Genomic DNA, 24,423 nt, shown 5'->3' with positions numbered 1-24,423 from the left:
CGGGAGGCCGCCGGGGAGCGCAGCAGCGTCAGCTGATGCGTTCGATCGACACGACGGGGGTGGTGATGCGCCAGGTGCGCACATCGGGATCGTCGGCCGCACGCACCCAGAACTGAGCCGATTCGCCTATGCGACATGACTTCACGCCGAGTAGCGGGATGTCCTCGGAATCGCGGCGCAACTGGCTCACGGCCCAGGAGTCGTCGGCCGACCCGCCGACCCCGGGTGCGCGCAGCAACGTCATCTCGGAGAAGTCGAGCAGGTAGGTCGAGGTCCGGGTGACGACGGTCCACACGCCGGTGGTGGTGTCGGGGTCGATCTCTTCCAGATGGGCCACGTGCAGGACTCTACCCAGCGCACCCAGGCCCGTGACGGCGTACGGCGTCAGCGACGCAGCGCCACACCGAGCAGCGTGTCGAGTGCGTGCTCGACGTCGGCGCCGGCGGTGGTCGACGACCCGAGACCGCGCACCGCGTCCGCTGCCCACGCGTCGAGCGCGGCAAGCGCTTTCGGGGTGTCGAGGTCGTCGGCGAGGTGCTGACGCACCCGGGCGACGGTGTCGGTGGCGTCGGGTCCGGTGGGTCGTGACACCGCGTCGCGCCACGACGCCAACCGGGTGTGCGCCGTCGCGAGAGCGTCATCGGACCACATGCGGTCGGTCCGGTAGTGATCGGCGAGCAGGCCGACACGGATCGCGTTCGGGTCGACGTCGGCGGCACGGAGTTTCGAGACGAACACGAGGTTGCCGCGGCTCTTCGACATCTTCTCGCCGTCGAGCCCCACCATGCCGGTGTGCACGTAGTGGCGGGCGAACCGTCGCTCGCCGGTGAGCGCCTCGGCGTGGGCCGCGGAGAACTCGTGATGCGGGAAGATGAGGTCGCTGCCGCCGCCCTGCACGTCGATCGGGGACCCGAGCCGGTTCAGCGCGATGGCGGCGCACTCGATGTGCCATCCCGGTCGACCCGGCCCGTGCGGTGAGGGCCACGACGGTTCGCCCTCGCGGGCCGCGCGCCAGATGAGAGCGTCGAGGGGGTCACGTTTGCCCGGCCGCTGCGGGTCCCCGCCGCGTTCGGCGAAGAACTCGGACATGGTGGCGTGGTCGTAGTTCGACTCGTAGCCGAACTGCGGTGTCGCATCGGTGCGGAAGTAGATGTCGGGGTACTGCTCGTCGTCGACGATGTATGCCGCGCCCGAGGCCAACAGCTTGTCGACGACCTCGACGACCTCGTCGATCGACTCCACCGCGCCGATGTAGTGCCGCGGCGGCAACACCCGTAGCGCGGTCATGTCGTCGCGGAAGAGCTGCGTCTCGCGGGCACCGAGATCGCGCCAGTCCTCCCCGTCGCGGTCGGCCCGCTCGAACAGGGGGTCGTCGACGTCGGTCACGTTCTGCACGTAGTGCACCTCGTGGCCGAGGTCGCGCCAGATCCGGTTGACGAGATCGAAGGTGAGGTACGTGGCGGCGTGACCGAGGTGCGTCGCGTCGTACGGGGTGATGCCGCAGACGTACATCGTCGCCTCGGCGCCGGGCGTGACCGGTCTGACCTGCCGATCGGAGGTGTCGTAGAGCCGGAGCTGCGGGCCCTGCCCGGGAAGCGGACGTACCTCGATGTCTGACCACGACTGCATCGCTCCACCCTATGGGCGAGCCGTCACCGGCCGTCGGGGCACCCACCGACGGGCCGCGGGCCGCTCGTCTAGAACGCGGGCCAGGGAATCGGGCGTGACCGGTCGGCGCTGGGCATCACCGGACGGTCGAGGAGATCGCGGACGCGCAGGGTGAGGGCGGCCACCTCGGTCGGGGTGATGAGCGTGGGCAGGTCGCGTGCCAGATCCGAACCCGCGGTGGTGAGCTCCACGAGGAGCTCCTCGATGTCGGCGACGAGGTGTGCGGGCACCGGCTCACCGGCCCACCCCCACAGCACCGTGCGCAGCTTGTCCTCCGAGTGCAGGCAGATGCCGTGATCGACGCCGTAGACCTGCCCGTCGAGACCCTCGAGGACGTGCCCGCCCTTGCGGTCGGCGTTGTTGATGACGACGTCGAGGACGGCCATCCGCTGCAGCCGCGGGTCGTCGGCGTGGACGAGCGTGACCTCGTCGCCGCGGGCGTCGTAGGCGTCGATGACGCGGCGGAAGTTCTCCGGCACCATCGCCGTCGGGCACAGGTCGACGAGATCGAGGTGTTCGGGGACGGTGTCGGTGGGCTCGGGGGTGTCGATCCAGCGCTGGACCATCCCGGGGCCGAACTGACCGTCGCGGAGCACCGTCGTCGGGATCACCGACCACCCCAGCGCGTCGGAGATGCGATACGAGGCGATCTCACGTCCCGCGAGGGTTCCGTCGGGGAAATCCCACAACGGCTGCTCACCGCGTACGGGCTTGTAGACGCATCGCACGGTGTCGTCGCCGAGGCTCGCCTCGCACACCAGGGTGGCGTTGCTCGCTCCGCGGATCTGCCCGATCAACTCCATCTCGCCCGTGCGCAGGATCTCTGCGACGTCGGGTGAGGCCCCCGATTCCGCCACGGTGGGCGGCATCAGCGAGACGGCCCGTCGGTGGCGTCGTCCCCGCCGTCCTCGTCGTCATCGTCCTCGAGGGCCGCGCGCAGGTCCGGGTCGTCGAACACGTCGGGGTCGACGAAGTCGAGCGACTTGTCGAAGGTGATGTCGCGCTTGTAACCGTTGGTGCGCACGCACATGTGACCCGTCGGGTCGAGCGGTAGACCGCACAACGGGCACGGCTCACGACCGGCCGAGATGACGCGGGTCGAACGCGCCGCGAACTCACGTGCGGCCGCAGTGCTGAGGAACACGCGCACCGCGTCGGGACCCTCGTCGGTGTCGTCGAGCACGACACTCTCGTCGAACTCGCCCTCGGTGATGGCGAGGAGTTCGACGACGACGGCCTCGGACTCGGCGTCCCACCCCAGGCCCATCGTGCCCACCCGGAACTCGGCGTCGACCGGCATGATCAGTGGGCTGAGGTCGGCGATGTGATCGGACTCCGGTGGGAGCGGGGTGCCGAAACGCCGGTTGATCTCCTCGAGCAGGGCACCGATGCGGTCGGCGAGGATCTGCACCTGCTGCTTCTCCAACATGACGCTCACCACGCGTGCCTCGTGGGTGGCCTGCAGATAGAACGTCCGGTCGCCGGGCACGCCGACGGTCCCGGCCACGAAACGGTCCGGGCTACGGAAGACGTGTATCGCTCTGGGCATGGCACCTCCTGTCGCTGTCGTGGGTCGTGGGACGGGCTCTCACGGGTGGTTCAGCCCGCGTGGTTCGTGTGCGGCGTCGGCGGTGCCGCGTGTGATGGCGTGCCGTGGGCTCCGGTCGAGCCTCCGATGACGGCGTCGTCGTCGGAGGCGGGTGTGGTCCCTGACGCGCTGTCGGCGGGCGGCGGCGCGGGCACCGTGGGGCGCGCGCCCGTCGAGTTCACGGTGTGCACGTACGGGCGCGACGAGCTGTATCGGATCACGCTGATCGACGCCGGTTCCACGACGATCCGTTGGAACGAGTCGAGATGCATCCCCATCGCGTCGGCGATGATCGACTTGATGACGTCGCCGTGCGAGCAGGCCACCCACACGCCGGAACCGTCAGGACCGCCGTAGTGCGCATCGAGTTCGCGGATGGCGGCCACCGCTCGGCTCTGCACGTGCGCGAGGCCTTCACCCTCGGGGAAGATCGCCGCCGACGGTTGCTGTTGGACGGTCTTCCACATGTCCTCGCCGAGCAGGTCTTTGATGGGCCGGCCGGTCCACCGGCCGTAGTCGACCTCCACGAGGCGTTCGTCGACCACCTCGGTGAGACCGCGTGCCTCGACCAGCGGTGCGACGGTCTGCCGGCATCGCTGCAGCGGCGAGCGGACCACGGCGACCAGCTTCTCCACGTGTCCGAGGCGTTCGACGACCTCACCGGCCTGCCTGCGACCGGTGTCGTCGAGATCGACGCCGCCGCTGCGACCGGCCAGCACACCCGAGGTGTTGGCGGTCGAACGGCCGTGGCGCAGCAGGATGACGGTCACCCGACCACCCTATGCGGCGCATCGGCGCGCCCGCCGTCGTCGCGGTGCGCGTTCGCGGCCAGCGCAACCGGGCACCTCGGCGACCGCGAGAGACCGGCGGTGCGGTCAGGTCGCGCTGACGACCCCGCCCGCGAGCAGGCCCAGGACGACGAGTCCCACGATGGCGCGGTAGCCCACGAACCAGTTCAGGGAGTGTTTGGCGACGAAGCGCAGGAGCCAGGCGATCGACGCGAACCCGATGACGAACGCGATGATCGTCGCCACCAGCAGTTGTGGACCGCTGGCCTCGAGGCCATCACCGCTGGGAGAGAAGGCGTCGGGGAGGCTGAACAGCCCCGACGCGGTCACCGCCGGGATGGCCAACAGGAACGAGAAGCGCACCGCCGCCTCACGCTGGAGGCCGAGGAACAGGCCGGCGCTGGCCGTGGCGCCCGAGCGCGACACCCCCGGGATCAGCGCCAGACACTGGGCGAGGCCCATGGTGACGCCGTCGCGCAGGGTCAGCTCCTCGATCGGGCGGCGACGCTTGCCGTACCGCTCGGCGAGCACGATGACGGCCGAGAACACGATGAGCATGGTCGCGATGAGCCAGAGGTTGCGTGCCCCGGTGCGGATCTGGTCCTTGAAGACGAACCCGAGCAGCCCGATGGGGATCGTGGCGAAGATCACGTACCACCCGATGCGGTAGTCGAGTCCCCGCTGCTCGGACGAGAAGAGGCCGCGGAACCACGCGGCGACGATGCGCACGATGTCGCGGGCGAAGTACAGGAGCACGGCCGCCTCGGTGCCCAACTGCGTGACCGCGGTGAACGAGGCGCCGGCGTCGTCGCCGAAGAACACCCCGGACACGATGCGCAGATGGCCCGAGGACGACACGGGCAGGAACTCGGTGAGGCCCTGCACGGCCCCCAACACCACGGCCTGGGTCCACGTCATCGCATCAGTCACCGCGCGAATGCTACGTCACCGCCACACCCGCCCCCGACCTGAACGCACACCCATCTCCCGCGGTGCGCCACTATGGTTCTCATGCCCTCACAGCGCCCGGCCGCGCGATACGCGCCCGCCCGCCACGTCGTCGGCGCCGTGCTGGCGGCCGTCCTGCTCGTCGCGGTGTCGGCGTGCGGCAGCGGTTCGTCGGACACACCTTCTGTCGCCACCACCACCCCGCAGACGCCGTTGCCCGCGCCGACGGGTTCCGCCCGCCCGGCCGGGTCGGTGGTGGCCGCGCCCGCCTCGAGTCACCTCGTGCTCGACTCAACGGGCAAGCGGCTCGCCGTCCTCGGCGCCGACCGCCGATCGGTCGTCGTGTACTCCACGGCCATCCCGACCGCGCCCGTCGCGACCCGGACGATCCCGCTGCCCGAGGCGGTGTCGGCGATCGGTGCGGTGGCGGGCGACGACCTCGTGGCCGTCGCGCCCTCGACGCTCGTCGACGTCGATCTCGCGACCGGTGTCGCCTCGCGCCACGACGTCGCCGTCGGTGAGCCGCTGAGCGTGGCCCGCCTGTCGAACGGGTCGGTGCTCATCGGCACCGCCGACGGGAAGATCGTCGAGGTCGGGGCCGATCGTCGCGTCCTCCGGACCGTCGACGGTCTCGTCCGGGTCGACGAACTGGCTGTGGCGGTGAGCGACGGGCGGTCCGATCAGGTCGTGGCGCTCGACCGTGCGCAGTCCTCGGTGACCTCGGTCGACATGTCCGACGGGTCGCTGGGCGAGGCGCTGCGGTCCGGGGACGGCGCGACCAACCTCGTCGTCGACCACTACGGGCGGTTCCTCACCACCGACACCCGTGGCGGCGAATTCCTCGGCTTCGACGGCGACCCGCTGCTCACCAAGTTCCGCTATCCGGTGGCGCAGGGACCGTACGCCGTAGGATACGACGACGTCCGCAACCTGGCCTGGGTCGCGACCACCGGCACCAACGAGGCCATCGCGTTCGACCTCGCGTCGGGGATCCCGATCGAGAAACGCCGTGTGGCCACGGTGGGCCAGGCCGATGCGTTGGTGGTCGACAGCGCGACCGGGATGGTCTACCTGCTCTCGGCTCGCGGCGACGGGTTGCAGGCCGTCAGCGGATGACCGTGGTCACGAGCAGGATCCGGGAGGCACAGTGCGACGTGGATCGGAGGGTCGGGTGACCCGCGCAGGCGCGTTCCCCGCGGAGTGGAACGAGATCCGCAGCGCCGAGGACTACGAGTACGTCCCGCTGCGGCTGCCCCCGGACGTCACCCGGGTGACGGCGTCGATGCGTCTGGCCATCGAGGCCGAGTTCGGGGGCTGGGAGATCTCTCGCGTCCGTCTCTACACCGATGGCAGCCGCAAGGTGCTGTTGCGGCGCAAGCGGACCCGCACCACCCCCGACGCCGCGCCCGCGCAGGTGCACCGGTGATCAATCGGCTGTACCGACTGCTCTATCCCCTCGCGCTGCGGGCCATGTTCCTGCTGCCCGCCGAACGTATCCACACGCTCATCTCGCGGGCGCTGTCCACCCTGGGACACCGCACACCCGTACTCGCGGTGACCACCCGCCTGTTCGCGCCGACCGACCCGATCCTGCGGTCGCAGGTGTTCGGTGTCGACTTCCCGGCGCCGATGGGTCTCGCCGCGGGCTTCGACAAGAACGCCGAGGCGATCGACGCCTGGCCGGGAATGGGTTTCGGCTTCATCGAGATCGGCACGGTCACCGGGTCGGCCCAGCCCGGCAACCCGCAGCCGAGATTGTTCCGGCTCCCCGCAGACCGCGCCCTGATCAACCGCATGGGCTTCAACAACCACGGGGCAGCGGCCGCCGCGCACCGGTTGCGGGGGCGTCGCCGCGGGCCGGGATCGATCCCGGTGGGCGCGAACATCGGCAAGACGAAGCTGGCCGGACCCGACGAGGCCATCGACGACTACCGCACCAGCACAAGGCTTCTCGCCCCGCTCGCCGACTTCCTGGTCGTCAACGTCAGCTCCCCCAACACCCCCGGTCTGCGCGATCTGCAGGCCGTCGCGTCGCTGCGACCGTTGCTGTCGGCGGTGCTCGAGATCGCCGACATCCCGGTGCTGGTGAAGATCGCCCCCGACCTGTCCGACGCCGACATCGACGACGTCGCCGATCTCGCGGTGGAGCTCGGACTCGCCGGGATCGTGTGCACCAACACGACCATCGGCCGCGAGGGCCTCACGACCGACGCCGACGAGGTGGCGCAGATCGGTGCCGGTGGTCTGTCCGGTGCCCCGCTGGCCGACCGATCGCTGGCGGTGCTCCGTCAGCTCTACCGCCGTGTGGGCGACCGCGTCGCCCTGGTGTCGGTGGGCGGTGTCGAGACCCCCGAGCAGGCGTGGGAACGGATCTGCGCCGGCGCGTCACTCGTGCAGGGGTACACGGGCTTCATCTACGGCGGCCCCATGTGGGTGCGCGACATCCACGACGGGATCGCCCGACGCCTACGCGCGCAAGGGTTCTCGTCGTTGCGCGAGGCGGTGGGAAGCGAGAACGCCCCCCACGCTGCTGCGTGAGGGGCGCCCCGGAACACGGTGGGACAGACGCGTGTCTCAGTCCTCTGCGGCCTGCTCGTAGGTCGCGTGGATGACCGCGCGCCCGATGGCGTGGCTGAAGAGGTTGAATCCCAGGAACGCGGGCGTCGCGTCGTCGGGCAGCCCCAGTGACTCCACGTCGACCGCGTGGACGACGAGGAAGTAGCGGTGCGGTCCATGTCCGGGCGGCGGTGCGGCGCCGATGAAACGCTTCGCCGATGCGTCGCCGGCGAGGGTGACCGCTCCGGCCGGGAGGCCACTGCCGTTCTCGTCACCTGCGCCCTCGAGCAGCGACGTGGTCGACACCGGGATGTCGGCGACGGCCCAGTGCCAGAAGCCCGACGCGGTGGGGGCGTCGGGGTCGTAGACGGTGACCGCGAAGCTCTTGGTGCCCTCGGGGAAGCCCGACCAGCTCACCTGCGGCGAGGCGTCGTCGCCCCCGGCGCCCATGATGCCGCTGACCTGCGGCTGCTTGAGGGCCTCTCCATCGGCGAAGCTCTCGGAGGTGACGGTGAACGTCGGGAGGTCGGGCAGGGCGTCGTACGGGTTGTAGCTCGACATGGGTGTGGTGCACATCCTTTCGAGATCACGTGCGCCCGGGTGGACGCATCGTGACCGTCCAACGCCCGGGAACCGCGTACGTGTTCCCGGGCGTGGTGACGACGTGGCTCAGTAGAGCGAGAACGTCGCCCTACCGGGGAGGTTGGGGAGCGTGGTCTCGCCGGATTCGTCGTACTTGCTGTACGTCGTGATGGTGGACTCGACCCGGCCGGATCCGGGCGCGAAGCCGAACCCGTCGAGGATGTTGTCCGGGACACCCTCGATGGTTCCGTTCGGTAAGACCGTCTCGATCTGGCCGCCGGTTCCCCCGACCGTCAGGTTCCGCCAGTTCACCGCGAGCTTGAAGGCGCCGCAGTTCGCGCCGAACCGGCTGATCTGCACCTTCACCCGGTAATCCATGGCCCTCGTCTGCGGCAGTTTGGTCGCGTTGATCACCGCGAAGCAGGCGAAGCCCGGTGTGACGGTGAGTGTCGGCGAGTAGGGCACCGCACCGGTGTAGACGGTCGGCGGGGCAGGAGCAGCGGTGGCGGCGCCCGCAGCACCGGTGACCGCGCCGGCGGCGACGACGGTCGCCGCGATCAGTGTGCGCAGTCGCTGCGAACCAGAACGTGTCGAGATCATGTGCGTACTCCTCGTGATCACGGGTCGGAGGGCTCCGACCTCACGGGGTACGTCGCTGTACCGAACGTTTGCGTTACTAGTTAGCGAGAAGTATGGATAACGATCTGATCTCGGGTCAGCTGTGCAGCAGGAAGTGCTCGAGGACGCGGGTGCCGAACAGCAGCCCGTCGACGGGGACCCGCTCGTCCACGCCGTGGAACAGCGCCGCGAAATCCAGATCGGGCGGCAGTTGCAGCGGGGCGAAGCCGAAGCATCGGATGCCGAGCTTCGCGAACGCCTTCGCATCGGTGCCGCCGGAGAGCATGTACGGCACGGTCCGACCGTCGGGGTCGAACTCCAGGATGGCGTCGTTCATGGCGTCGACCAGGTCGCCGTCGAAGGTCGTCTCGTACGAGTCGAGCTTCGTCACCCACTCCCGCGTCACGTCGGGGCCGATCAACTCGTCGACCTCGGCTTCGAACTGCGCCTGACGGCCCGGCAACACGCGGCAGTCGACGACGGCGGTGGCGGCCTGCGGGATCACGTTGGCCTTGTAGCCCGCGTCGAGCATCGTCGGGTTCGCGGTGTCACGCAGTGTGGCGCCCACGATCCGGGCGATCGACCCGAGCTTGAACAGCGTCGTCTCGAGATCCGGCGACGCCGCGTCGAGCTGCAGCGTCGACTCCTCGCTGACCGCGGCGAGGAACTCCGAAACCGACTCGGTCATGACCAGCGGGAAGGTGTGTCGGCCCAGCTTCGCGACCGCCTCGGCGAGGATCGTGACGGCGTTGTTCTCGTGCAGGAACGATCCATGACCCGCGGTGGCCGTCGCGGTCAGCTTCATCCACGCGATGCCCTTCTCGGCCGTCTCCACCAGGTACAGCCGCTTGGTGGAGCCGTCCGGGGTGTCGACGGTGAGCGAGTAGCCGCCGACCTCGCCGACGGCCTCGGTGATGCCCTCGAACAGATCGGGGCGGTTCTCGACGAGCCAGTGCGAACCCCACTTGCCGCCGGCCTCCTCGTCGGCGAGGAACGCGAAGACGATGTCGCGTGGCGGCACGGTGCCGTCGCGTCGGAACTGTCGCGCCAACGCCAGGGCCATGCCGACCATGTCCTTCATGTCGATCGCACCGCGGCCCCACACATAGCCGTCGGACACCGATCCCGAGAACGGGTGCACACTCCAGTCCTCGGGGCGCGCGGGCACCACGTCGAGGTGGGTGTGCAGCAGCAGGGTGCCGCGTTCGCGATCGGCACCGGGGAGGCGTGCGAAGACGTTGCCGCGCCCCGGTTGACCGGATTCGACGTACTCCGTCTCGTATCCGACGTCGGCGAGCTGCTGCGCCACCCAGCGCGCGCACTCCTCCTCGCCGACCGTGGTCGCGAGGTCACCGGTGTTGCTGGTGTCGAACTGGATGAGTCGGCTCACGAGGTCGACGACCTCATCGGTCGCTCTCGGGCTGGTGTGCTCGGAGGTGTCGGTCACGGGAACCATCCTGTCACCCGGCTGCCGACGCCTCGGCGCACCGGGGATTTGGGATCCGACGATCGGGTCGGTTAATGTCGTCAGGCACTCGCACGGGCCTCATCGCCCGTACATGTCCGGGTGGCGGAATGGCAGACGCGCTAGCTTGAGGTGCTAGTGTCCTATTAACGGACGTGGGGGTTCAAGTCCCCCTCCGGACACTCTTTTTCGACTTTCGCCGGTTCACGGCAACTCCCCTCGCACGGCCTTCAGCGCGGCATCGATCGTGTCGTCGACGGACCCCGTCGCGGCGACCCGCACCCCCCGCTCGTCGGGTCCGAGTTCCTCCAACGTCGCGAGCTGCGACTCGAGCATGCTGACCTTCATGTAGTGCCCACGGCGACCCTCGAGGCGACGGCGCAGCTCGTCGGTCGGCGCCGTCAGATGCACGAAGACGACCCCGGCACGCGCATCGGCGATCCGGTCCCGGTACGTCCGCCGCAGTGCCGAACACGCGAACACCGTGGGTTCCGCGTCACCGTGGCCGTCGAGCCACGCGACGACCGCGTCGAGCCACGGTGACCGATCGGCATCGGTCAGGGGCTGCCCGCTCGCCATCTTCTCGATGTTCGACCGCGGATGGAGATCATCGGCGTCGCCGAAAGGCCGCCGCAGCCGCTCGGCGAGGCCCTGGGCGATGGTCGTCTTCCCCACCCCGCTGACACCCATCACGCAGAGATGAGGGCCGGCGATCGGGTCCGCGGAGCGCGTGTCGGTCACGCCACCCTTCTAGCACAGCCCGGGCGCCTCGAGACGTTTCGTGTCGCGCGCACCTGCTGCCTAGACTGGCCTCCCGTGACGTCTCCGATCGATCCTCCGCAGCAGATCGATCCTGCGGACATGGCCACGGTGCGGCGCGTCCTCGATCAGGTGGCGGCCATGGACACCGCGCATCCCGATTCGATCGAGGTGCAGCGTGCGGTGGCCCGCATGTTCAAGCTCGCGAAACGATCGAAGAAGAAGGCCCGCCACGCCGAGCGGCTCGCCGCCGACCGCGCCGTCCTCGGTGCCACCGCCACCGGATCGGCCGACCGTATCGACGACGAGACCGCCGGCGTCGGGTTGTCGGGTGACGGCAGCGGCATCGCGGGGCACCTCATCCGGCCGCAGGCCTGCTACATCTGCAAGACCGAGTACACCGAGATCAACGCTTTCCACCATCAGCTGTGCCCGGACTGCGCCGCGGACAACCGCGCGCGCCGCAACCAACGCACCGATCTCACCGGACGCCGCGCCCTGCTCACCGGCGGGCGGGCGAAGATCGGCATGTACATCGCGCTGATGCTGCTCCGCGACGGCGCCGAGCTGACCATCACCACCCGGTTCCCCCGCGACGCCGCCCGCCGATTCGCCCGGCAGGCCGACGCCGACGACTGGTTGCACCGACTCACCATCGTCGGCATCGACCTGCGTGATCCGGCTCAGGTGGTCGCGCTGGCCGGTGCGGTCGCCGAGCGCGGCCCCCTCGACATCCTGATCAACAACGCCGCGCAGACCGTGCGCCGCTCACCCGGTTCCTATCGCTCGCTCGTCGACGCCGAGGCCGCTCCGCTGCGCGGCGCCGCCGCCACGATCCCCGCGCTGACGATGGGCGACAGCTCGGAGCTGCACCCCACCGCACTCGCCGGCGGGTCGAGTTCGGATGCGGCTGCAGAATCGCTGGCGGCGCTGGCGATGACGGCCGGATCGGCATCGCCGGCACGCATCGCCGACGGCACCGCGGTCGACGCCGGTGGGTTGCTCCCCGACCTGGTCAGTTCCAACAGCTGGGTCGCCTCGGTCGACCACGTCGACCCGCTCGAACTCCTCGAGGTCCAGCTGTGCAACAGCGTGGCGCCGTTCATCCTGCTGTCACGGCTCACGCCGGCGCTGCGGGCGTCGAGCGCCCGACGCAAGTACGTGGTCAACGTCTCGGCGATGGAGGGGATCTTCTCGCGCGGCTACAAGGGGCCCGGACATCCGCACACCAACATGGCCAAGGCGGCCCTGAACATGTTGACCCGCACCAGCGCCGGGGAACTGTTCGACGACGGCATCCTGGTGACCGCCGTCGACACCGGATGGATCACCGACGAACGCCCGCACGAGTCGAAGATGCGCCTGGCCGACGAGGGCTTCCGCGCGCCCCTCGATCTCGTCGACGGCGCGGCGCGCGTCTACCACCCGATCGTCGACGGCGAGAACGGGATCGACCTCTACGGCTGCTTTCTCAAAGATTTCGAGAGGTATCCGTGGTGACCACCCCGGCACTCCACGACGCCGCCGAGACGATCATCCAGGAGAATCTCGGTGCGCTTCGGGCCATCGTCGCCGAGCTCGGCGACGACCTGGCGAACACGACACCACCGCTGCCGCAGACCAATTCGCCCTACGCCATCGTGTTCCACTGCGTGGAGATGCTGAAGTTCTGGGGCGGCAGCGTGATCGGCGGCGAGAAGATCCCCCGCGACCGCGACGCCGAGTTCACCGCCACCGGAGCAGTCGGCGCACTGTGCGAGGCCGTCGATGACGTCGCCTCCCGTGTGCCGGGGTGGATCGCCATCGCGACCACCGAGGGCGTCCGCGATCGCAGCGCCCGCGGCTCGACCCGCACCACCGCCATCGACACCGCCACCCCCGAGTGGATCCTGCTGCACATCGTGCGCGAACTCGCCCAGCACCTCGGACAGCTCGAACTCACCCGCGACGTCCTCGTCGCCGGGGCGCATTCAGTCGAACGATAGTGTGCGCGGATGACCGTGCACCCCATCGTGTTCGACTGCGACACCGGCATCGACGACTCCCTGGCGCTGCTGTATCTGCTGGCCCGCCCCGACGCCGATCTGCTCGCCGTGCTCTCCACGGCCGGGAACGTGCCCGCGGACGTGGTGTGCGCCAACAACCTCGCCTGGCTGGAGCTGTGTGGACGTGACGACGTCGAGGTGTGCCTCGGCGCGTCGTCGCCGCTGGTCGCCGAGTTGATGACGACCGAGGACACCCACGGGCCGATGGGCATCGGGTACGCCGATCTGCCACCGGCACCCCGCGCACCGTCGCCGCGGTCGGCCGCCGACGCGTGGATCGAGATCACCGCAGACCGACCGGGCGAGGTGGTCGGACTGGTCACCGGGCCGTTGACCAACCTCGCGCTCGCCGTCGAGCGCGACCCCGACCTCCCGTCGCGTCTGCGGCGGCTGGTGGTGATGGGCGGCGCGTTCCACCACCCCGGCAACACGACCCCGACCTCGGAGTGGAACATCGCCGTCGATCCCGAGGCCGCCCAGCGGGTGTTCGCCGCTTTCGGCCGCGACGGCGCACCCGCACCGGTCATCTGCCCACTCGATCTCACCGAGACGATCGTGATGACGCCCGATCATCTGGGTCGCCTGGCCGCGCAGGCCGGGAGCGCCCCCGTGGAACAACCGTCGCCGACCGACGACCGCGGCCTGCGGTCGGTGGCCGACAACCGCGTGGTGCGACACCTCGTCGACGCGGTCCGGTTCTACTTCGAGTTCCATGCCGATCACGATGAGGGCTACATCGCCCACATGCACGACCCGTTCGCCGCGGCGGTCGCCCTCGATCCGTCGGTGGTCACCACCCGATCCGCCGTGGTCGATGTCGAGCTCGTCGGCGCATTGACCCGCGGCACCACCGTCGCCGACGAACGCGGGATGTGGGGTCGAGACGTCAACGCCGCCATCGCGACCGCGACCGACCCCGATGCGTTCTTCGACGACCTCGTCGACCGGATCGCCGCGCTCGCCGCTCAGTCGCGCTGAGGGGGCCCGGGGTGGGCGGCATAGAACTCGAGATGGCGCTCTGCGGCGACATGCCATGACATCGACCGGGCGAGGGCGCGGCCGACGTCCGCGCGGTCCGCTTCGAGCGTGAACGCCTCGCCGAGCCGCGCGGCCAACTCGTCGACCGTGGCGGCGTACTCGACGGCGTCGCCGAACACCTCGCGGAGCACGGGTAGGTCGCGCGCGACGACCGGGCGGCCGGCGGCGAGTGCCTCCATCGCCGCGAGACCGAACCCTTCCTTCACCGACGGGAACGCGAACACCTCGGCCGACGCGACGAGCGCGGGCAGCTCATCGTCGTCGACGGTGCCCAACACCACCGGCGCGACCGCGAGTTCGGCACGACGACGGTCGAAGGCCTCGCGGTAGTCGCGGTAGTCGAACAGCGTCTCGCCGCCCGCGAACACGAGCGTGACGTCGGGATGTGAGACCTGCAGCCGCGCATACGCTTCGAGGAGGTCGATGCTTCCCTTGCGGGGTTCGATACCCCCCACGGCGAGGATGTGACGCCCGAGACGATCCCGCCACCGATCGCGCTGCGCCGTCGCCGCGGGGGTGTCGGCCGCGGCGGCGGCGAACCGGTCGGCGTCGACACCGTTGGCGATCACGGTCGGGTGATGCCCCCAGCCCGCGGTCACCTCCGCGGCCACCGCGGCCGACACGCAGATGTGGGCGTAGGGCTCCACGATGGCCTTCTCGTGGCAGTCCGCGAGCACCGGTGTGGTGAAGGTGTCGAGGTGGTGCACGGTGCGGATGCAGGGACCGACGGCGTTCGCGCTGATGCAGTCCTGCGCGTGCACGATGTCGTACTCGTGGGGGGTGAAGGCGCGGCGCATGGTGTCGATGGACCGGACGATCCGCTCGGTGACCGTCTCGTCGTCGACGACCGGGAAGTCGATGAGCCGCAGTCGGACCCGCGGATCGACGGCACGGAAGAACCCGCGGTCACCGGCACGGGCCAACGACCACACCGTCACCTGTGCGCCGGCGTCGACGAGAGCCTCGGCGAGGTTCAGGGTGTGGACCACCCCGCCCCGCGGCTTGGTCGAATACGTGATCAGGGCGATGTGCACGGCTTCTCCTCCCCTACGCCGACGGGAGGGTCTGCGGCGTCGGAACCGGGTCGGCACCCGTCGTCGTCGCCGAGAGGTAGGTGTCGGGACGTCGTTCGGCGAGATGGTGCAACACCTTGCGCGCACGGGTGATCTCGGCCTCGACGTCCATCGTCACCGTCGCCATCCCGCCCTTCGAGCGGGTGGTGGCGAGGATCTCCCCACCGGGCCCGACGACCTTCGCCTGACCGAGGAAACGCAGCGACCCCATCACGCCGGTCTGATTCGACGACACCAGCACCACCTGGTTCTCCGCGGCGCGCGCGGCGTCGTAGAGATCGAACAGTCGCGACTGGCGGTCGGCGGGGAGCCGCGACGCGCGGTCGGTGACGCTGGCCGGCCACGCCGACAACGCCGCGATGATGTGCGCACCGTCGAGGGCGACGGCGCGGGCGGCCTCGGGGAAGGTCTTGTCGTAGTCGATGAGCATCCCCAACCGACCGACGGGGGTGTCGAAGGCGGCGAAGCGATCTCCGGCGGTGTAGGCGATGGACTCCCCCGCCGGTTGATGGACCTTGCGGTGGGTACCGAGGACGCCGTCGCCACTGACACAGACCGCAGAGTTGTACCCGCTCCGCGGTGCCGCCAGGCCCTCGTCGGACACCTCGGCGTACCCGACGCACACCGTCATGTCACCGGCCGCGGCGATGATCGCGGCGATCTCGGGTCCGTCGGTCGCGAGCACCGGCGGCAGTTCGGTGAGGTCGGGACTGCGCAGGTCGCCGATGTAACCGCCCAGGCTCGCATCCGGGAACACGAGGAGATCGACACCGTCGCGGCGCGCCGACTCGACGATCCCGACGACCTTCGCGACGCTGCGCTCGAGGTCACGGCCGAAATGCGCGGCCACCGCGCCGATGGTGATCGGTGCCATCAGCACGCACCCGGGTGATCGGGGGTCACGCGCGACCCAGACCGGTGACCCCCGAGCTCACCGCGATCGTCCTGACCCCGTCGGGCCAGCGCAGTCGGACGCCGGGGTTCGGGGTCAGCCGACCGCAGACCGCGCTCACCACATCGTGCGGCAGACCCGCAGGCGCAGCGGAGCCCGCGGCGTCGGCGGTGAGCATCGCGAATCCGGGGAAGCACGTCAGCCACGATCCCATGTCGACGCCGGTCGGACGGGGAACAGCGCCCACGTCGATCTCGGCGCCGGTCCCGCACGCCTCGGCCAACATCCCCGTGGTGCCCGCGATCCCGGCCATGCTCACGTCTTTCGCCGCGTGCGGGGCGAGATCGCGGACCATCGCGTTCATCGCGCGCAGGTCGGCGGCCGAACGCGTGCTCGTCGAATCCCACTGCCCGCCGTGATAACCGGGACGCCACGATCCGCTCACGTCGACGGTCAGTCGGATCTGCTCCCCCACCCCGGCGCCACCGGCCGGGACGGGACGAGGTGTGGTGCCCAGGGCGGTCACCGAGAGCGAGGCGGGCACCCCCAGTTGGGTGTGGCCGCCGAGAACCGGCACCCCCCACGCCCGGGCGGCGCCGACCATGCCCCGCACGATCCGGGTGAGCTGCGATCGGGTGGTCGCGCCGACGGCGTCGAGGAGACCGGTCGGCGTGGCACCCATCGCTGCCAGGTCGTTGAGATTGACGAGCACCGCACACCACCCGGCCCACTCGGGGTCGCGATCGACCATGGAGGGGAGGATGGCGTCGCAGGCGGCGATGATGTCGCTGCCGGGGACTGGGACCCCGTCGTCCCCGGTGAAACCGGCCGGACCGAGGCCGCCCGGCTGTCGGCGGAACGGTTCGAGGGCGTCGGCGAGGAACGACTTGGTCCGCTCGGCGACGTGGGCGATGCGGCGCGGATCCCACCGCATGCGAACGTGGGGTCGGCCGCCGATCTCGCACTCACCGACCACCTCCCAGCCGAGATGGACGAACATGCGTCGGTGCGGCCGCTGCACGGTCGCCTCGAAACGCAGTACGCCGTGCTCGGAGGCGTGCGCGCACGCCGCCCGCACCAATGCGGGGCCGATGCCGGTGTCGTGCCGTGATCGGTCGACGACGAGTCTGCTCCCGGTCCACCACCCGATGTCGGTGTCGGTCCCCCACCCGTGCTGCGGCGCGATGCGCACCCCGCCCACCACGGCGCCCTCGGGGGTGACGGCCACCAGCACGACGGCGCGCGGGTCGTCGTCGATGTCGTCGATGTCGCTGCCCGCGAACACCTTCTGCTCGTCCACGAACGCCGCGCGACGCAGCCTCCGGTAGGCGTCGTGCTGCGCGGGGGTGGTCGCGGGGGTGATGAGGAACCCGACCCGTGTGGCGTCGACACCTCGCGGGTGCCCGGAGAGGATCGACATCTCGGCGAGCGGTGGGTGCACGTCAGCCGCCGACGTTCGGCAGGATGCTGCACGCGCCGCAGGCGGCGCACCCCGCGTTCTGGTCGGCGCCGCTCATCCCGGACAGCTGCAGATGTTCGGCGACACCACGCGAGACCTTCTCCAGGACAGCCGCATCGGGTGCCCCTGCGCCATCGACATCCACGGCGAGGGTGCCCGGGTGCGGACGGAACGGGACGACGAAGGGGTACACGCCCGCGTCGATCAGTTCGCGAGCACCGGCGACCATCTCGTCGGCGTCCTCACCGAGTCCGACGATCAGGTACGTCGAGACCTGGTTGCGCCCGAAGACCGCAACCGCCTCGGCCCAGGCGGCCCGGTACTCCGACAGGGGGACCGTGGCCTTTCCCGGCATCCACCGACGGCGGACGTCGTCGTCGAGCGACTCGACGTGGATGCCGATCGATCGGGCACCCGCCTCGTAGAGCTCGGTGATCGTGCTCAGATCCGCCGGTGGCTCACACTGCACCTGGATCGGGAGGTCGGGTACCGCCGCGCGCACCGCACGGACACACCGCGCGAGATGTCGTGCACCCCGGTCGCTCCCGGCCGAGGTCCCGGTGGTCATCACCATCTGTCGCACACCGTCGAGGCGAACCGCGGCCTCGGCGACCTCGGCCAACTCGTGCGGTCTCTTCACCGCGACCGTGGCCCCCGACCGCAGCGACTCCTCGATCGAACAGAAACGACACCGCTGGTCCTCGCCGTAGCGGATGCAGGTCTGCACCACCGTGGTCGCCAACACGTCCCGTCCGTGCAGTCTCGCCAGCTTGTCGTAGGCGACACCGTCGGCGGTCTGCAGATCGTAGAAGTTCGGTCGGTCGACCGGTGAGACGTCCAGGCCGGTGTCCACGCCGTCGAGCAACACCCTATCCCCGTCGAAGACGAACGGGCTCAACGGGTTGCGCGGGATCGCGGCGGGCAGGCCGTCGATGACGAGATGCCCGTCGTCGCTGGGTCCCGCGCCGGGCGACCGCGTCACCGGGGCGCTGCCCCGGAAGCCGAGCAGCGCGAGGTCGACGCGCGTGGATACCGACATGTCCGTCTCCTAGACCATGTACGTCGAGTTGATGATGGCGCCCTTGCGGGCGTAGTGGATGAGCGCGTCCTGGACGTCGAGGGGATGGGCCGGGATGACGCCCTCGATGAGGTCCTCCTCGCGCCCGCCGTGCAGCGCCAGCCCGAAGCGACAGCAGTAGACGGTGCCGCCCTCGGCGATGAACGTCTCCAGCGAACCGTTGATGTTCTGCTCGCCCGGGAAGCCGGAGTCCCCGGTGGTCGGGAATCCGCGTGTTGCCGAACAGTTCATCGCGCCGGGTCCGTAGAAGTAGATGGCCGATTCGAAGCCCTTGCGCAGCGCGCGCGTGGCCTGCAGGACGGCGACGAAACTCACCGACGACTCGTGGGCGATGCCGTGAACGAGGGTGAAGTAGGTCTCGCCGTCCTCGGCCTGGTAGTCGGGGAACAGCTTCGTCGAGCCGTAGATGTTCGACCCCTTGGGAAGTGAGGGGTGCGGGATCTCGGCGAGGGACTTCTTGATGTTCTCGGCGATCTGGTCGTCGATCTCGGACATGGGTCCTCCTGGAGGTGAGGAGATGACGAGGGTGTCATCTCGTGGGGTTGTCCCGACTGGTTCGATGTCGAGTACACAGGTGAGCCGTTTCCGGCTGGTTGTGGATGGAATAACGCGTTGTTACGCAATCGATCCCGCGTTGCGGTCAGGTTTCGCCCATCGGTCCGGCCCCGACCGTCCGTGGCAGCGACGAGCGGCGCACCTTCCCGGCGGCGTTGCGTACCGGCACGCGACGCACGGTGATCGGTCCGGTGGCGCAGTGGGCGGCGAGGTGGGTCCGGGTGAAGGTCTCGACACTGTGCCGGCCGACCTGTGCGTCACCGATGTCGACCACCGCACACAACCGCGTCTCGCCGGCGCTCGTGCGGGAGCCGAAGACCACGGCCTCACGGACGGCGGGATGACCGACGATGTGTTGTTCGAGCCGTGTGGGGTAGATGTCGGTGTCCCCGCAGGTCACCACCTGCGTCCGGCGATCGACGATGTGGAGCCACCCGTCGTCGTCGACGAACCCGAGGTCGCCCAGGGTGTCCCAGCCCTGGTTGTCGCGGCGGGAGTCGGCCCCGAGATAGCGGTACCGTGACCCTCCCGATCGACGCATCCAGATCTCGCCGGTCTCACCGGGAGCGGCGCGACCACCGTCGTCGCGTCGGATGCACACCTCGGTGTCGCCCAGTGGCCGCCCGACACTACCGGGATGGGCCAACCACTCGGTGCCGTCGATCATCGTGATGCCGTTCGATTCGCTCCCCGCGTAGATCTCCACCACACGCTGCGGACCCACCAGGTCGATGAGTGCGCGTTTGTCCGCCTCGGGACACGGTGCGCCCAGGTGCAGGACGGTGTCGAGCGAACTGAGATCGGTATCGGACCGTCGCGCGGCGTCGGACCGTACGAGTCGGTGGATCTGGTTGGGGTTGAGCATCATCCACGTCACCCGGTGGCGGGCGACGACCGCGAGCAGCGACGGCGCGTCGAGCGGGTCGGCGAGCACCAGGGTGTGGTCGGTCATCAGTCCACGGAAGGCGTAGGTGAAGGTCGCCGAGTGCCACATCGGTCCCGTGACCAGAGCGACCGCCGACCGCGGGAGGAACGCGGGGCCGGCGGCGTCGGGATCGAAGCGCGCCGGCGCCGTCGACTGCACGACCTTCGGCGTCCCGGTGCTTCCCGAGGATGTCGGTGCCTTCCAGCTCGCGGCGCAGCGATCCTCGACCGGCCCCGCCGACACCGAGGTCGGCGCGATGCTTCCGGCGGGCCACCACCGAAGGGTCTCGTCGACCGGTGGGGCGCCGACGACCAGCGCAGGCCGGGCGACGGCCTCCACGGCGGAACGTTCGGCGGGGTCCAGCTCGGGCGCGAGGGGTTGTGGTGTGGCCCCGCACTTCCAGATCGCCGCGCACGTCACGACGAACTCGATCGAGGTGGGCAGGGCGACGGTGACGAGGTCGTCGATCCCGACACCGATCCCCTCGAACACACGCGACAGGCGATTGCTGCGCCGGTCGAGCTCGGCTGCGGTCAGCTGCTCGCCGGAGTGGTGGTCGACGACGAGTACCCGATCGGGGTGGTCGGCGGCGCGATCGGAGATCAGGCGGCCGATGGACTTCTCGGTCATGGTCGATTCACCCCGTCACCGTCCTGGGCGTCGGGTCACGGCCCGACCGCCAGGCGCAGCGACCCGCCCCGACCGGACGCGCGGCCGGCGATGACGTCGGCGACGTGGGCGGCGTCGCGGTCGATCCCGAGGAAACGCCCCGATCCCCATGTGTGCATCCACGGCAGACCGATGAAGCTCAATCCCTCGACGGCGGTGATCCCACGTGTCTGCATGGGTCGACCACCCCCGTCGAAGGCACTGGCCTCGATCCATCGGTAGTCGGGTCGGTAGCCGATGGCCCAGATGATGGTGGTGACACCGGCGGCGCCGAGATCGAGTTCGGTGGGGTCGCTGTCGGGTTCCCACACCGGTGTGTAGCGCGACGGCGGTGGCGCATCGAGGCCGGCGCGGTCGATGTGGGCGTCGATGTCGCGGCAGATCGAGTTGTAGACGGCGTCGGCGGCGTCGAGGGATGCCGACAGCGTGGGGGCGAACCGCAGTGTGCTCCCCTGGCCGTCGACGAGGGTCCCGTAGAGCCCCATCCCCTCGCGGGCGAAGGCACGCAGATCGACATCGCGGCCCCCGTCGCGCCCGGTGACGTAGTGGTTGGTCTTCTCCCGTGCCGCGGCGCCGCCGGGGTACTGCTTGGCCGGGACGTCGTACAGACCCATGTCGGCCAACCAGGTCATGGCGTCGCGGCCGCGGTAGAACCGCGCGACCCGGGGTGCGTTGCCGATCGCGAGGTGTACGTCGCGGCCCTCGAGGTGCAGGTCCTCGGCGATCTGTGCGCCGGACTGCCCCGAACCGACCACGAGGACGGCGCCGGGGGCGAGCTCGCCGGCGTTGCGGTATTCCTCGGAATGCATCTGACGCACACCGGGATCGATCGAGCCCGCGAACGGTGGGACCACCGGGATCGGGTATCCCCCGGTGGCGATGACGACCTCGTCGCACGACAGCGTGGTGGTCCCCTCCGCCGATTCGAGGGTCAGCGCGAAACCGCCGTCGGCGTCGTGCGCCAGACGCGTGACCCGCGTGTGGGTGATCAACGGCGGTGAGAAGGTCTCCAACCACCCGGCGAGCCAGTCGACGACCTCGTCACGGGTCATGAACCCGTCCGGGTCGCTGCCGTCGTAGGCGTAGCCCGGCAGTCGGCAGTGCCAGTTCGGGGTGACCAACGTGAAGTTGTCCCAGCGGGTGTCGGCCCACTGGTGCATCGGCGTCTGCGCCTCGATGACGACGTGGTCGACCCCGCGGTCGGCGAGGTGCCAACTGACCGACAGACCGGCCTGTCCGCCGCCGATGATCGCGACCGGAACCCGTTCGGGCGGCTGCTGCGGATCACGCGCGAGGCGCTCGGCGGTCGTCACGACGCACCGTGGGATCGGTGACCGACGGAGGCCGGGGCGTGCAGCGGGGGATGCATCTGCGTGACCGTGACCACGGCGTCGCCCGCGAAACGTGTTGAGCTCGAAACGATCTTCTCGCTCGTGGCCATCGCCGAGGTGCAGGCGAAACCGTACTTGGCGCGCACACGTTCGGCGGCGGCGTCGAGCGCCGAGACCGATCGGGTCACGAAATCGTCGACGGTGTAGCTCGCGCCGTCGGTCAGGTGATCGTGCATCACCAGGCTGGGTGAGTAGCAGCGATCGACACTGCCGTCGGGCCACCGGACGTCGAAGGTCATCTCAGGCATGGGTCAGTCCCTTCCAGGCCGCGGTGTGGTCGGTGTCGGTGAGCGCGCCGTAGACGTCGGGGCGACGGTCGCGCAGGTGGAACATGCCGCCCCGCATGGCGCGGAAGGTCTCGTCGATGTCGACCTCGGCAACGGCCATGCCGCTGCCGAGGAGCGTGGTGGCGAGGATGTTGCCGCCCGGGTCGACGACCTTGGCGTTGCCGACGTAGCGCAGTGAACCGAAGGTCCCGGATTGGTTCGCCGCGATCCAGAAGACCTGGTTGTCCAGTGCGCGCGCCTGGTCGAACAGGTTGAACCGGTGGGTCCAGCGGTCGTCCTGCAGGTTCTCCGCGGTCGCGGTGCGCGCTGCCGGCCACGCCGAGAGGCTCGCGATGATCTCGGCACCGTCGAGCGCCATGGTTCGCGCCGCCTCGGGAAACGCCTTGTCGTAACAGATCTGGAGACCCACACGCCCGACCGGGGTGTCGAACACGCCGTAATGGTCACCAGCCGAGTACGACATGTTCTCCCCCAACGGCTGGTGCACCTTGCGGTAACTGCCGTAGACCTGCGTGCCGTCGAGCACCGCGGCCGCGTTGTAGCGGACCTCGCCCCCATCACGTGAGTCACCGTCGGGTGCGGTCCCGAGCTCGCAGAACCCGATGGCCACGACCATGTCGCCGACGATCTGCTGGACCCGGCGGATCTCGGGGCCGTCGAGGCTGATGGCCGGGGGCAGGGACCGCGAGGTGGTCTTCACCGTGTCGCCGTGGTTGCCCAGCGACGACAGGTAGCCGCCGATGGCGGCCTCGGGGAACACGAGGAAGTCGACGCCCCGCTCCCGCGCCTGGGCGACCATCGTCTCGATGAGTGCGTAGTTCTGGTCGAGGTCGCGCGTGAAGTTCGCCGACACACCTGCGATCGTCGTCATGATGGGTTCCTCTTCGTGTGACCCGCTGGGGGTCGGACTGGTTCGGGTCTCGTGCTCGAATCCAGTACACGGGTGGGGAATTGCGTGGTGGTTGCGCCCAGAACAACGCTGCGCAGCGCACTGCTCACAGCCGTAATGTCGCCGAAACGTATGGCGGAGGGTGGCGGGTCAGCCGCGATCGTCGAAGGCGCTGACGATCTCGAGGGCGGCCAGCGCGGGCGTCAACGACCCGTCGCGCACCTGCGCCTCGACACGGGCACGGGTCGCCCGGACCGTCGGATCGGTCCCCAGACGGTGCATGAGGGCATCGGTGACCATCGCCCACATCCAGTCGACCTGTTGTTGGGCCCGCCGCGACTCGAATCGTCCCGCGGACGCCAGCACCTCACGGTGACGGCACACGGTGTCCCAGAACTCCCGTACGCCGGTGTTCTCCAGTGCACTCATCGTGAGCACCGGCGGGAGCCACAGGGCGTCGTGCGGATAGAGAAGTCGCAGCGCACCACCGAGCTCCCTTGCCGCCGAACGCGCTTCGCGCTCGTGCTTGCCGTCTGCCTTGTTGACCACCACGACGTCGGCGAGTTCGAGGACGCCCTTCTTGATGCCCTGCAGCGAATCCCCGGTGCGCGCGAGGGTGAGGAAGCAGAAACTGTCGACCATGTTCGCGACCGTCACCTCCGACTGGCCGACCCCGACCGTCTCGACGAGGACGACGTCGAAGCCCGCGGCCTCGAGCAGCACGATGGTCTCGCGCGTGGCCTTCGCGACACCGCCGAGGGTGCCCGATGTCGGTGACGGCCGGATGTAGGCCTGCGGGTGCACCGACAGGCGCCCCATCCGGGTCTTGTCGCCGAGGATGGATCCGCCGGTGCGGGTCGACGACGGATCCACCGCGAGGACCGCGACCTTGTGCCCCTGCTCGATCAGGTACATGCCGAGCGCCTCGATGGTGGTCGACTTGCCCACCCCGGGCACTCCGGTGATCCCCACGCGATACGAACGGCCCGCGTCGGGCGTCAACTCCAGGAGCAGTTCCTGGGCGAGTGCGCGGTGGTCGGCCCGCGTCGACTCGACCAGCGTGATGGCGCGCGCGAGTTGAGGTCGACGGTCGGCTCGGATGTCCTCGGCGAGCGCCGTGGGATCGATGGGTACGGGAGGCATCAGCGCG

General features: G+C 69.8%; 26 protein-coding genes and 1 tRNA gene. 7 read left to right on the top strand and 20 right to left on the bottom strand.

Going from position 1 to position 24,423, the window contains the following annotated elements; genetic code table 11:
- Positions 1-28: 28 nt before the first annotated feature.
- The 6 genes from ACLBW1_RS19275 to ACLBW1_RS19250 all read right to left on the bottom strand — a co-directional run bounded on the left by ACLBW1_RS19275 (position 29) and on the right by ACLBW1_RS19250 (position 4,974).
- Positions 29-337 carry a hypothetical protein gene (locus ACLBW1_RS19275; protein WP_447813393.1) on the bottom strand — a complete coding sequence of 103 codons (309 nt, stop codon included), beginning with the start codon at positions 335-337 and terminating at the stop codon, positions 29-31.
- A gap of 47 nt (positions 338-384) precedes the next feature.
- The gene (gene mshC, locus ACLBW1_RS19270) at positions 385-1,629 is read right to left on the bottom strand and encodes a cysteine--1-D-myo-inosityl 2-amino-2-deoxy-alpha-D-glucopyranoside ligase (RefSeq protein ID WP_447813392.1); all 1,245 of its coding nucleotides are present in this window, start codon (positions 1,627-1,629) and stop codon (positions 385-387) included.
- A 68-nt stretch (positions 1,630-1,697) separates the two neighbouring features.
- On the bottom strand, positions 1,698-2,537 hold the full coding sequence (locus ACLBW1_RS19265; protein WP_447813391.1) for an SCO1664 family protein: 840 nt from the start codon (positions 2,535-2,537) through the stop codon (positions 1,698-1,700).
- Entirely contained in the window at positions 2,537-3,217 is a 681-nt protein-coding gene (locus tag ACLBW1_RS19260) for a DUF3090 domain-containing protein (RefSeq protein ID WP_447813390.1), read from the bottom strand. Before ACLBW1_RS19260 ends, ACLBW1_RS19265 begins: the two co-directional genes overlap by 1 nt.
- 50 nt (positions 3,218-3,267) lie before the next feature.
- Entirely contained in the window at positions 3,268-4,026 is a 759-nt protein-coding gene (locus ACLBW1_RS19255; protein WP_447813389.1) for an MSMEG_4193 family putative phosphomutase, read from the bottom strand.
- Positions 4,027-4,131: 105 nt separating this feature from the next.
- Positions 4,132-4,974 (bottom strand): undecaprenyl-diphosphate phosphatase, encoded by an 843-nt coding sequence (locus tag ACLBW1_RS19250; RefSeq protein WP_447813388.1) that lies wholly within the window; start codon positions 4,972-4,974, stop codon positions 4,132-4,134.
- Positions 4,975-5,055: 81 nt separating this feature from the next.
- Between ACLBW1_RS19250 and ACLBW1_RS19245 the strand changes: the two genes are divergently transcribed.
- From ACLBW1_RS19245 to ACLBW1_RS19235, 3 genes are read left to right on the top strand one after another with little or no spacing between them, the layout of a single operon-like run.
- Positions 5,056-6,108, top strand: coding sequence for a YncE family protein (locus ACLBW1_RS19245; RefSeq protein ID WP_447813387.1), 1,053 nt, complete (start codon positions 5,056-5,058; stop codon positions 6,106-6,108).
- Between the two features lie 55 nt (positions 6,109-6,163).
- Positions 6,164-6,418 (top strand): DUF5703 family protein, encoded by a 255-nt coding sequence (locus ACLBW1_RS19240; protein ID WP_447813386.1) that lies wholly within the window; start codon positions 6,164-6,166, stop codon positions 6,416-6,418.
- Positions 6,415-7,530, top strand: a complete 1,116-nt coding sequence (locus tag ACLBW1_RS19235) for a quinone-dependent dihydroorotate dehydrogenase (protein ID WP_447813385.1) — start codon at positions 6,415-6,417, stop codon at positions 7,528-7,530. Before ACLBW1_RS19240 ends, ACLBW1_RS19235 begins: the two co-directional genes overlap by 4 nt.
- A gap of 36 nt (positions 7,531-7,566) precedes the next feature.
- On the opposite strand, the gene ACLBW1_RS19230 is transcribed toward ACLBW1_RS19235, so the two are convergent.
- The 3 genes from ACLBW1_RS19230 to ACLBW1_RS19220 form a co-directional block, all read right to left on the bottom strand.
- Positions 7,567-8,109 carry a YbhB/YbcL family Raf kinase inhibitor-like protein gene (locus ACLBW1_RS19230; protein WP_447813630.1) on the bottom strand — a complete coding sequence of 181 codons (543 nt, stop codon included), beginning with the start codon at positions 8,107-8,109 and terminating at the stop codon, positions 7,567-7,569.
- Between the two features lie 108 nt (positions 8,110-8,217).
- Entirely contained in the window at positions 8,218-8,730 is a 513-nt protein-coding gene (locus ACLBW1_RS19225) for a hypothetical protein (protein WP_447813384.1), read from the bottom strand.
- Between the two features lie 115 nt (positions 8,731-8,845).
- Positions 8,846-10,195, bottom strand: coding sequence for a M20/M25/M40 family metallo-hydrolase (locus tag ACLBW1_RS19220; RefSeq protein WP_447813383.1), 1,350 nt, complete (start codon positions 10,193-10,195; stop codon positions 8,846-8,848).
- 114 nt (positions 10,196-10,309) lie between these two features.
- On the opposite strand from ACLBW1_RS19220, the gene ACLBW1_RS19215 reads away from it, so the two are divergent.
- Positions 10,310-10,395 (top strand) — tRNA-Leu (locus ACLBW1_RS19215).
- Positions 10,396-10,417: 22 nt separating this feature from the next.
- On the opposite strand, the gene ACLBW1_RS19210 is transcribed toward ACLBW1_RS19215, so the two are convergent.
- Positions 10,418-10,954: a gluconokinase gene (locus ACLBW1_RS19210; protein WP_447813382.1), complete on the bottom strand. Its 537-nt coding sequence runs from the start codon at positions 10,952-10,954 to the stop codon at positions 10,418-10,420.
- Between the two features lie 75 nt (positions 10,955-11,029).
- Between ACLBW1_RS19210 and ACLBW1_RS19205 the strand changes: the two genes are divergently transcribed.
- Genes ACLBW1_RS19205 through ACLBW1_RS19195 form a run of 3 tightly spaced genes read left to right on the top strand, consistent with a single transcriptional unit; the run spans position 11,030 to position 13,995 of the window.
- Positions 11,030-12,472 carry an SDR family NAD(P)-dependent oxidoreductase gene (locus ACLBW1_RS19205; RefSeq protein ID WP_447813381.1) on the top strand — a complete coding sequence of 481 codons (1,443 nt, stop codon included), beginning with the start codon at positions 11,030-11,032 and terminating at the stop codon, positions 12,470-12,472.
- On the top strand, positions 12,469-12,957 hold the full coding sequence (locus tag ACLBW1_RS19200) for a mycothiol transferase (RefSeq protein WP_447813380.1): 489 nt from the start codon (positions 12,469-12,471) through the stop codon (positions 12,955-12,957). Before ACLBW1_RS19205 ends, ACLBW1_RS19200 begins: the two co-directional genes overlap by 4 nt.
- A 9-nt stretch (positions 12,958-12,966) precedes the next feature.
- Positions 12,967-13,995, top strand: coding sequence for a nucleoside hydrolase (locus tag ACLBW1_RS19195; protein WP_447813379.1), 1,029 nt, complete (start codon positions 12,967-12,969; stop codon positions 13,993-13,995).
- Here the strand turns inward: ACLBW1_RS19195 and ACLBW1_RS19190 are convergent.
- The 10 genes from ACLBW1_RS19190 to meaB form a co-directional block, all read right to left on the bottom strand.
- The gene (locus ACLBW1_RS19190; protein WP_447813378.1) at positions 13,983-15,089 is read right to left on the bottom strand and encodes an MSMEG_0565 family glycosyltransferase; all 1,107 of its coding nucleotides are present in this window, start codon (positions 15,087-15,089) and stop codon (positions 13,983-13,985) included. The two genes, ACLBW1_RS19195 and ACLBW1_RS19190, sit on opposite strands and share 13 nt — an antisense overlap.
- 13 nt (positions 15,090-15,102) lie before the next feature.
- On the bottom strand, positions 15,103-16,002 hold the full coding sequence (locus ACLBW1_RS19185) for a carbon-nitrogen hydrolase family protein (RefSeq protein WP_447813377.1): 900 nt from the start codon (positions 16,000-16,002) through the stop codon (positions 15,103-15,105).
- A 25-nt stretch (positions 16,003-16,027) separates the two neighbouring features.
- On the bottom strand, positions 16,028-17,440 hold the full coding sequence (locus ACLBW1_RS19180) for an MSMEG_0567/sll0787 family protein (protein WP_447813629.1): 1,413 nt from the start codon (positions 17,438-17,440) through the stop codon (positions 16,028-16,030).
- Positions 17,441-17,462: 22 nt separating this feature from the next.
- Positions 17,463-18,518 carry an MSMEG_0568 family radical SAM protein gene (locus ACLBW1_RS19175; RefSeq protein WP_447813376.1) on the bottom strand — a complete coding sequence of 352 codons (1,056 nt, stop codon included), beginning with the start codon at positions 18,516-18,518 and terminating at the stop codon, positions 17,463-17,465.
- Between the two features lie 9 nt (positions 18,519-18,527).
- Entirely contained in the window at positions 18,528-19,052 is a 525-nt protein-coding gene (locus tag ACLBW1_RS19170; RefSeq protein ID WP_447813375.1) for an MSMEG_0572/Sll0783 family nitrogen starvation response protein, read from the bottom strand.
- Between the two features lie 145 nt (positions 19,053-19,197).
- Positions 19,198-20,667, bottom strand: a complete 1,470-nt coding sequence (locus ACLBW1_RS19165; RefSeq protein ID WP_447813374.1) for an AMP-binding protein — start codon at positions 20,665-20,667, stop codon at positions 19,198-19,200.
- Between the two features lie 35 nt (positions 20,668-20,702).
- Positions 20,703-22,019, bottom strand: coding sequence for an MSMEG_0569 family flavin-dependent oxidoreductase (locus ACLBW1_RS19160; protein WP_447813373.1), 1,317 nt, complete (start codon positions 22,017-22,019; stop codon positions 20,703-20,705).
- A complete protein-coding gene (locus tag ACLBW1_RS19155; protein ID WP_447813372.1) occupies positions 22,016-22,345 on the bottom strand; it encodes an MSMEG_0570 family nitrogen starvation response protein in 330 nt (109 codons plus the stop codon). Before ACLBW1_RS19155 ends, ACLBW1_RS19160 begins: the two co-directional genes overlap by 4 nt.
- Positions 22,338-23,255, bottom strand: coding sequence for a carbon-nitrogen hydrolase family protein (locus ACLBW1_RS19150; RefSeq protein WP_447813371.1), 918 nt, complete (start codon positions 23,253-23,255; stop codon positions 22,338-22,340). The genes ACLBW1_RS19155 and ACLBW1_RS19150 overlap by 8 nt, the downstream gene beginning before the upstream one ends.
- 168 nt (positions 23,256-23,423) lie before the next feature.
- Complete coding sequence (meaB, locus tag ACLBW1_RS19145) at positions 23,424-24,416, bottom strand: methylmalonyl Co-A mutase-associated GTPase MeaB (protein WP_447813370.1); 993 nt, start codon at positions 24,414-24,416, stop codon at positions 23,424-23,426.
- Between the last annotated feature and the right edge of the window lie 7 nt (positions 24,417-24,423).

This window comes from Williamsia sp. M5A3_1d (genome assembly GCF_053345315.1).
The sequence above is the reverse complement of the archived record's forward strand: the minus strand, read 5'-3'. Positions and strand labels throughout refer to the sequence as shown.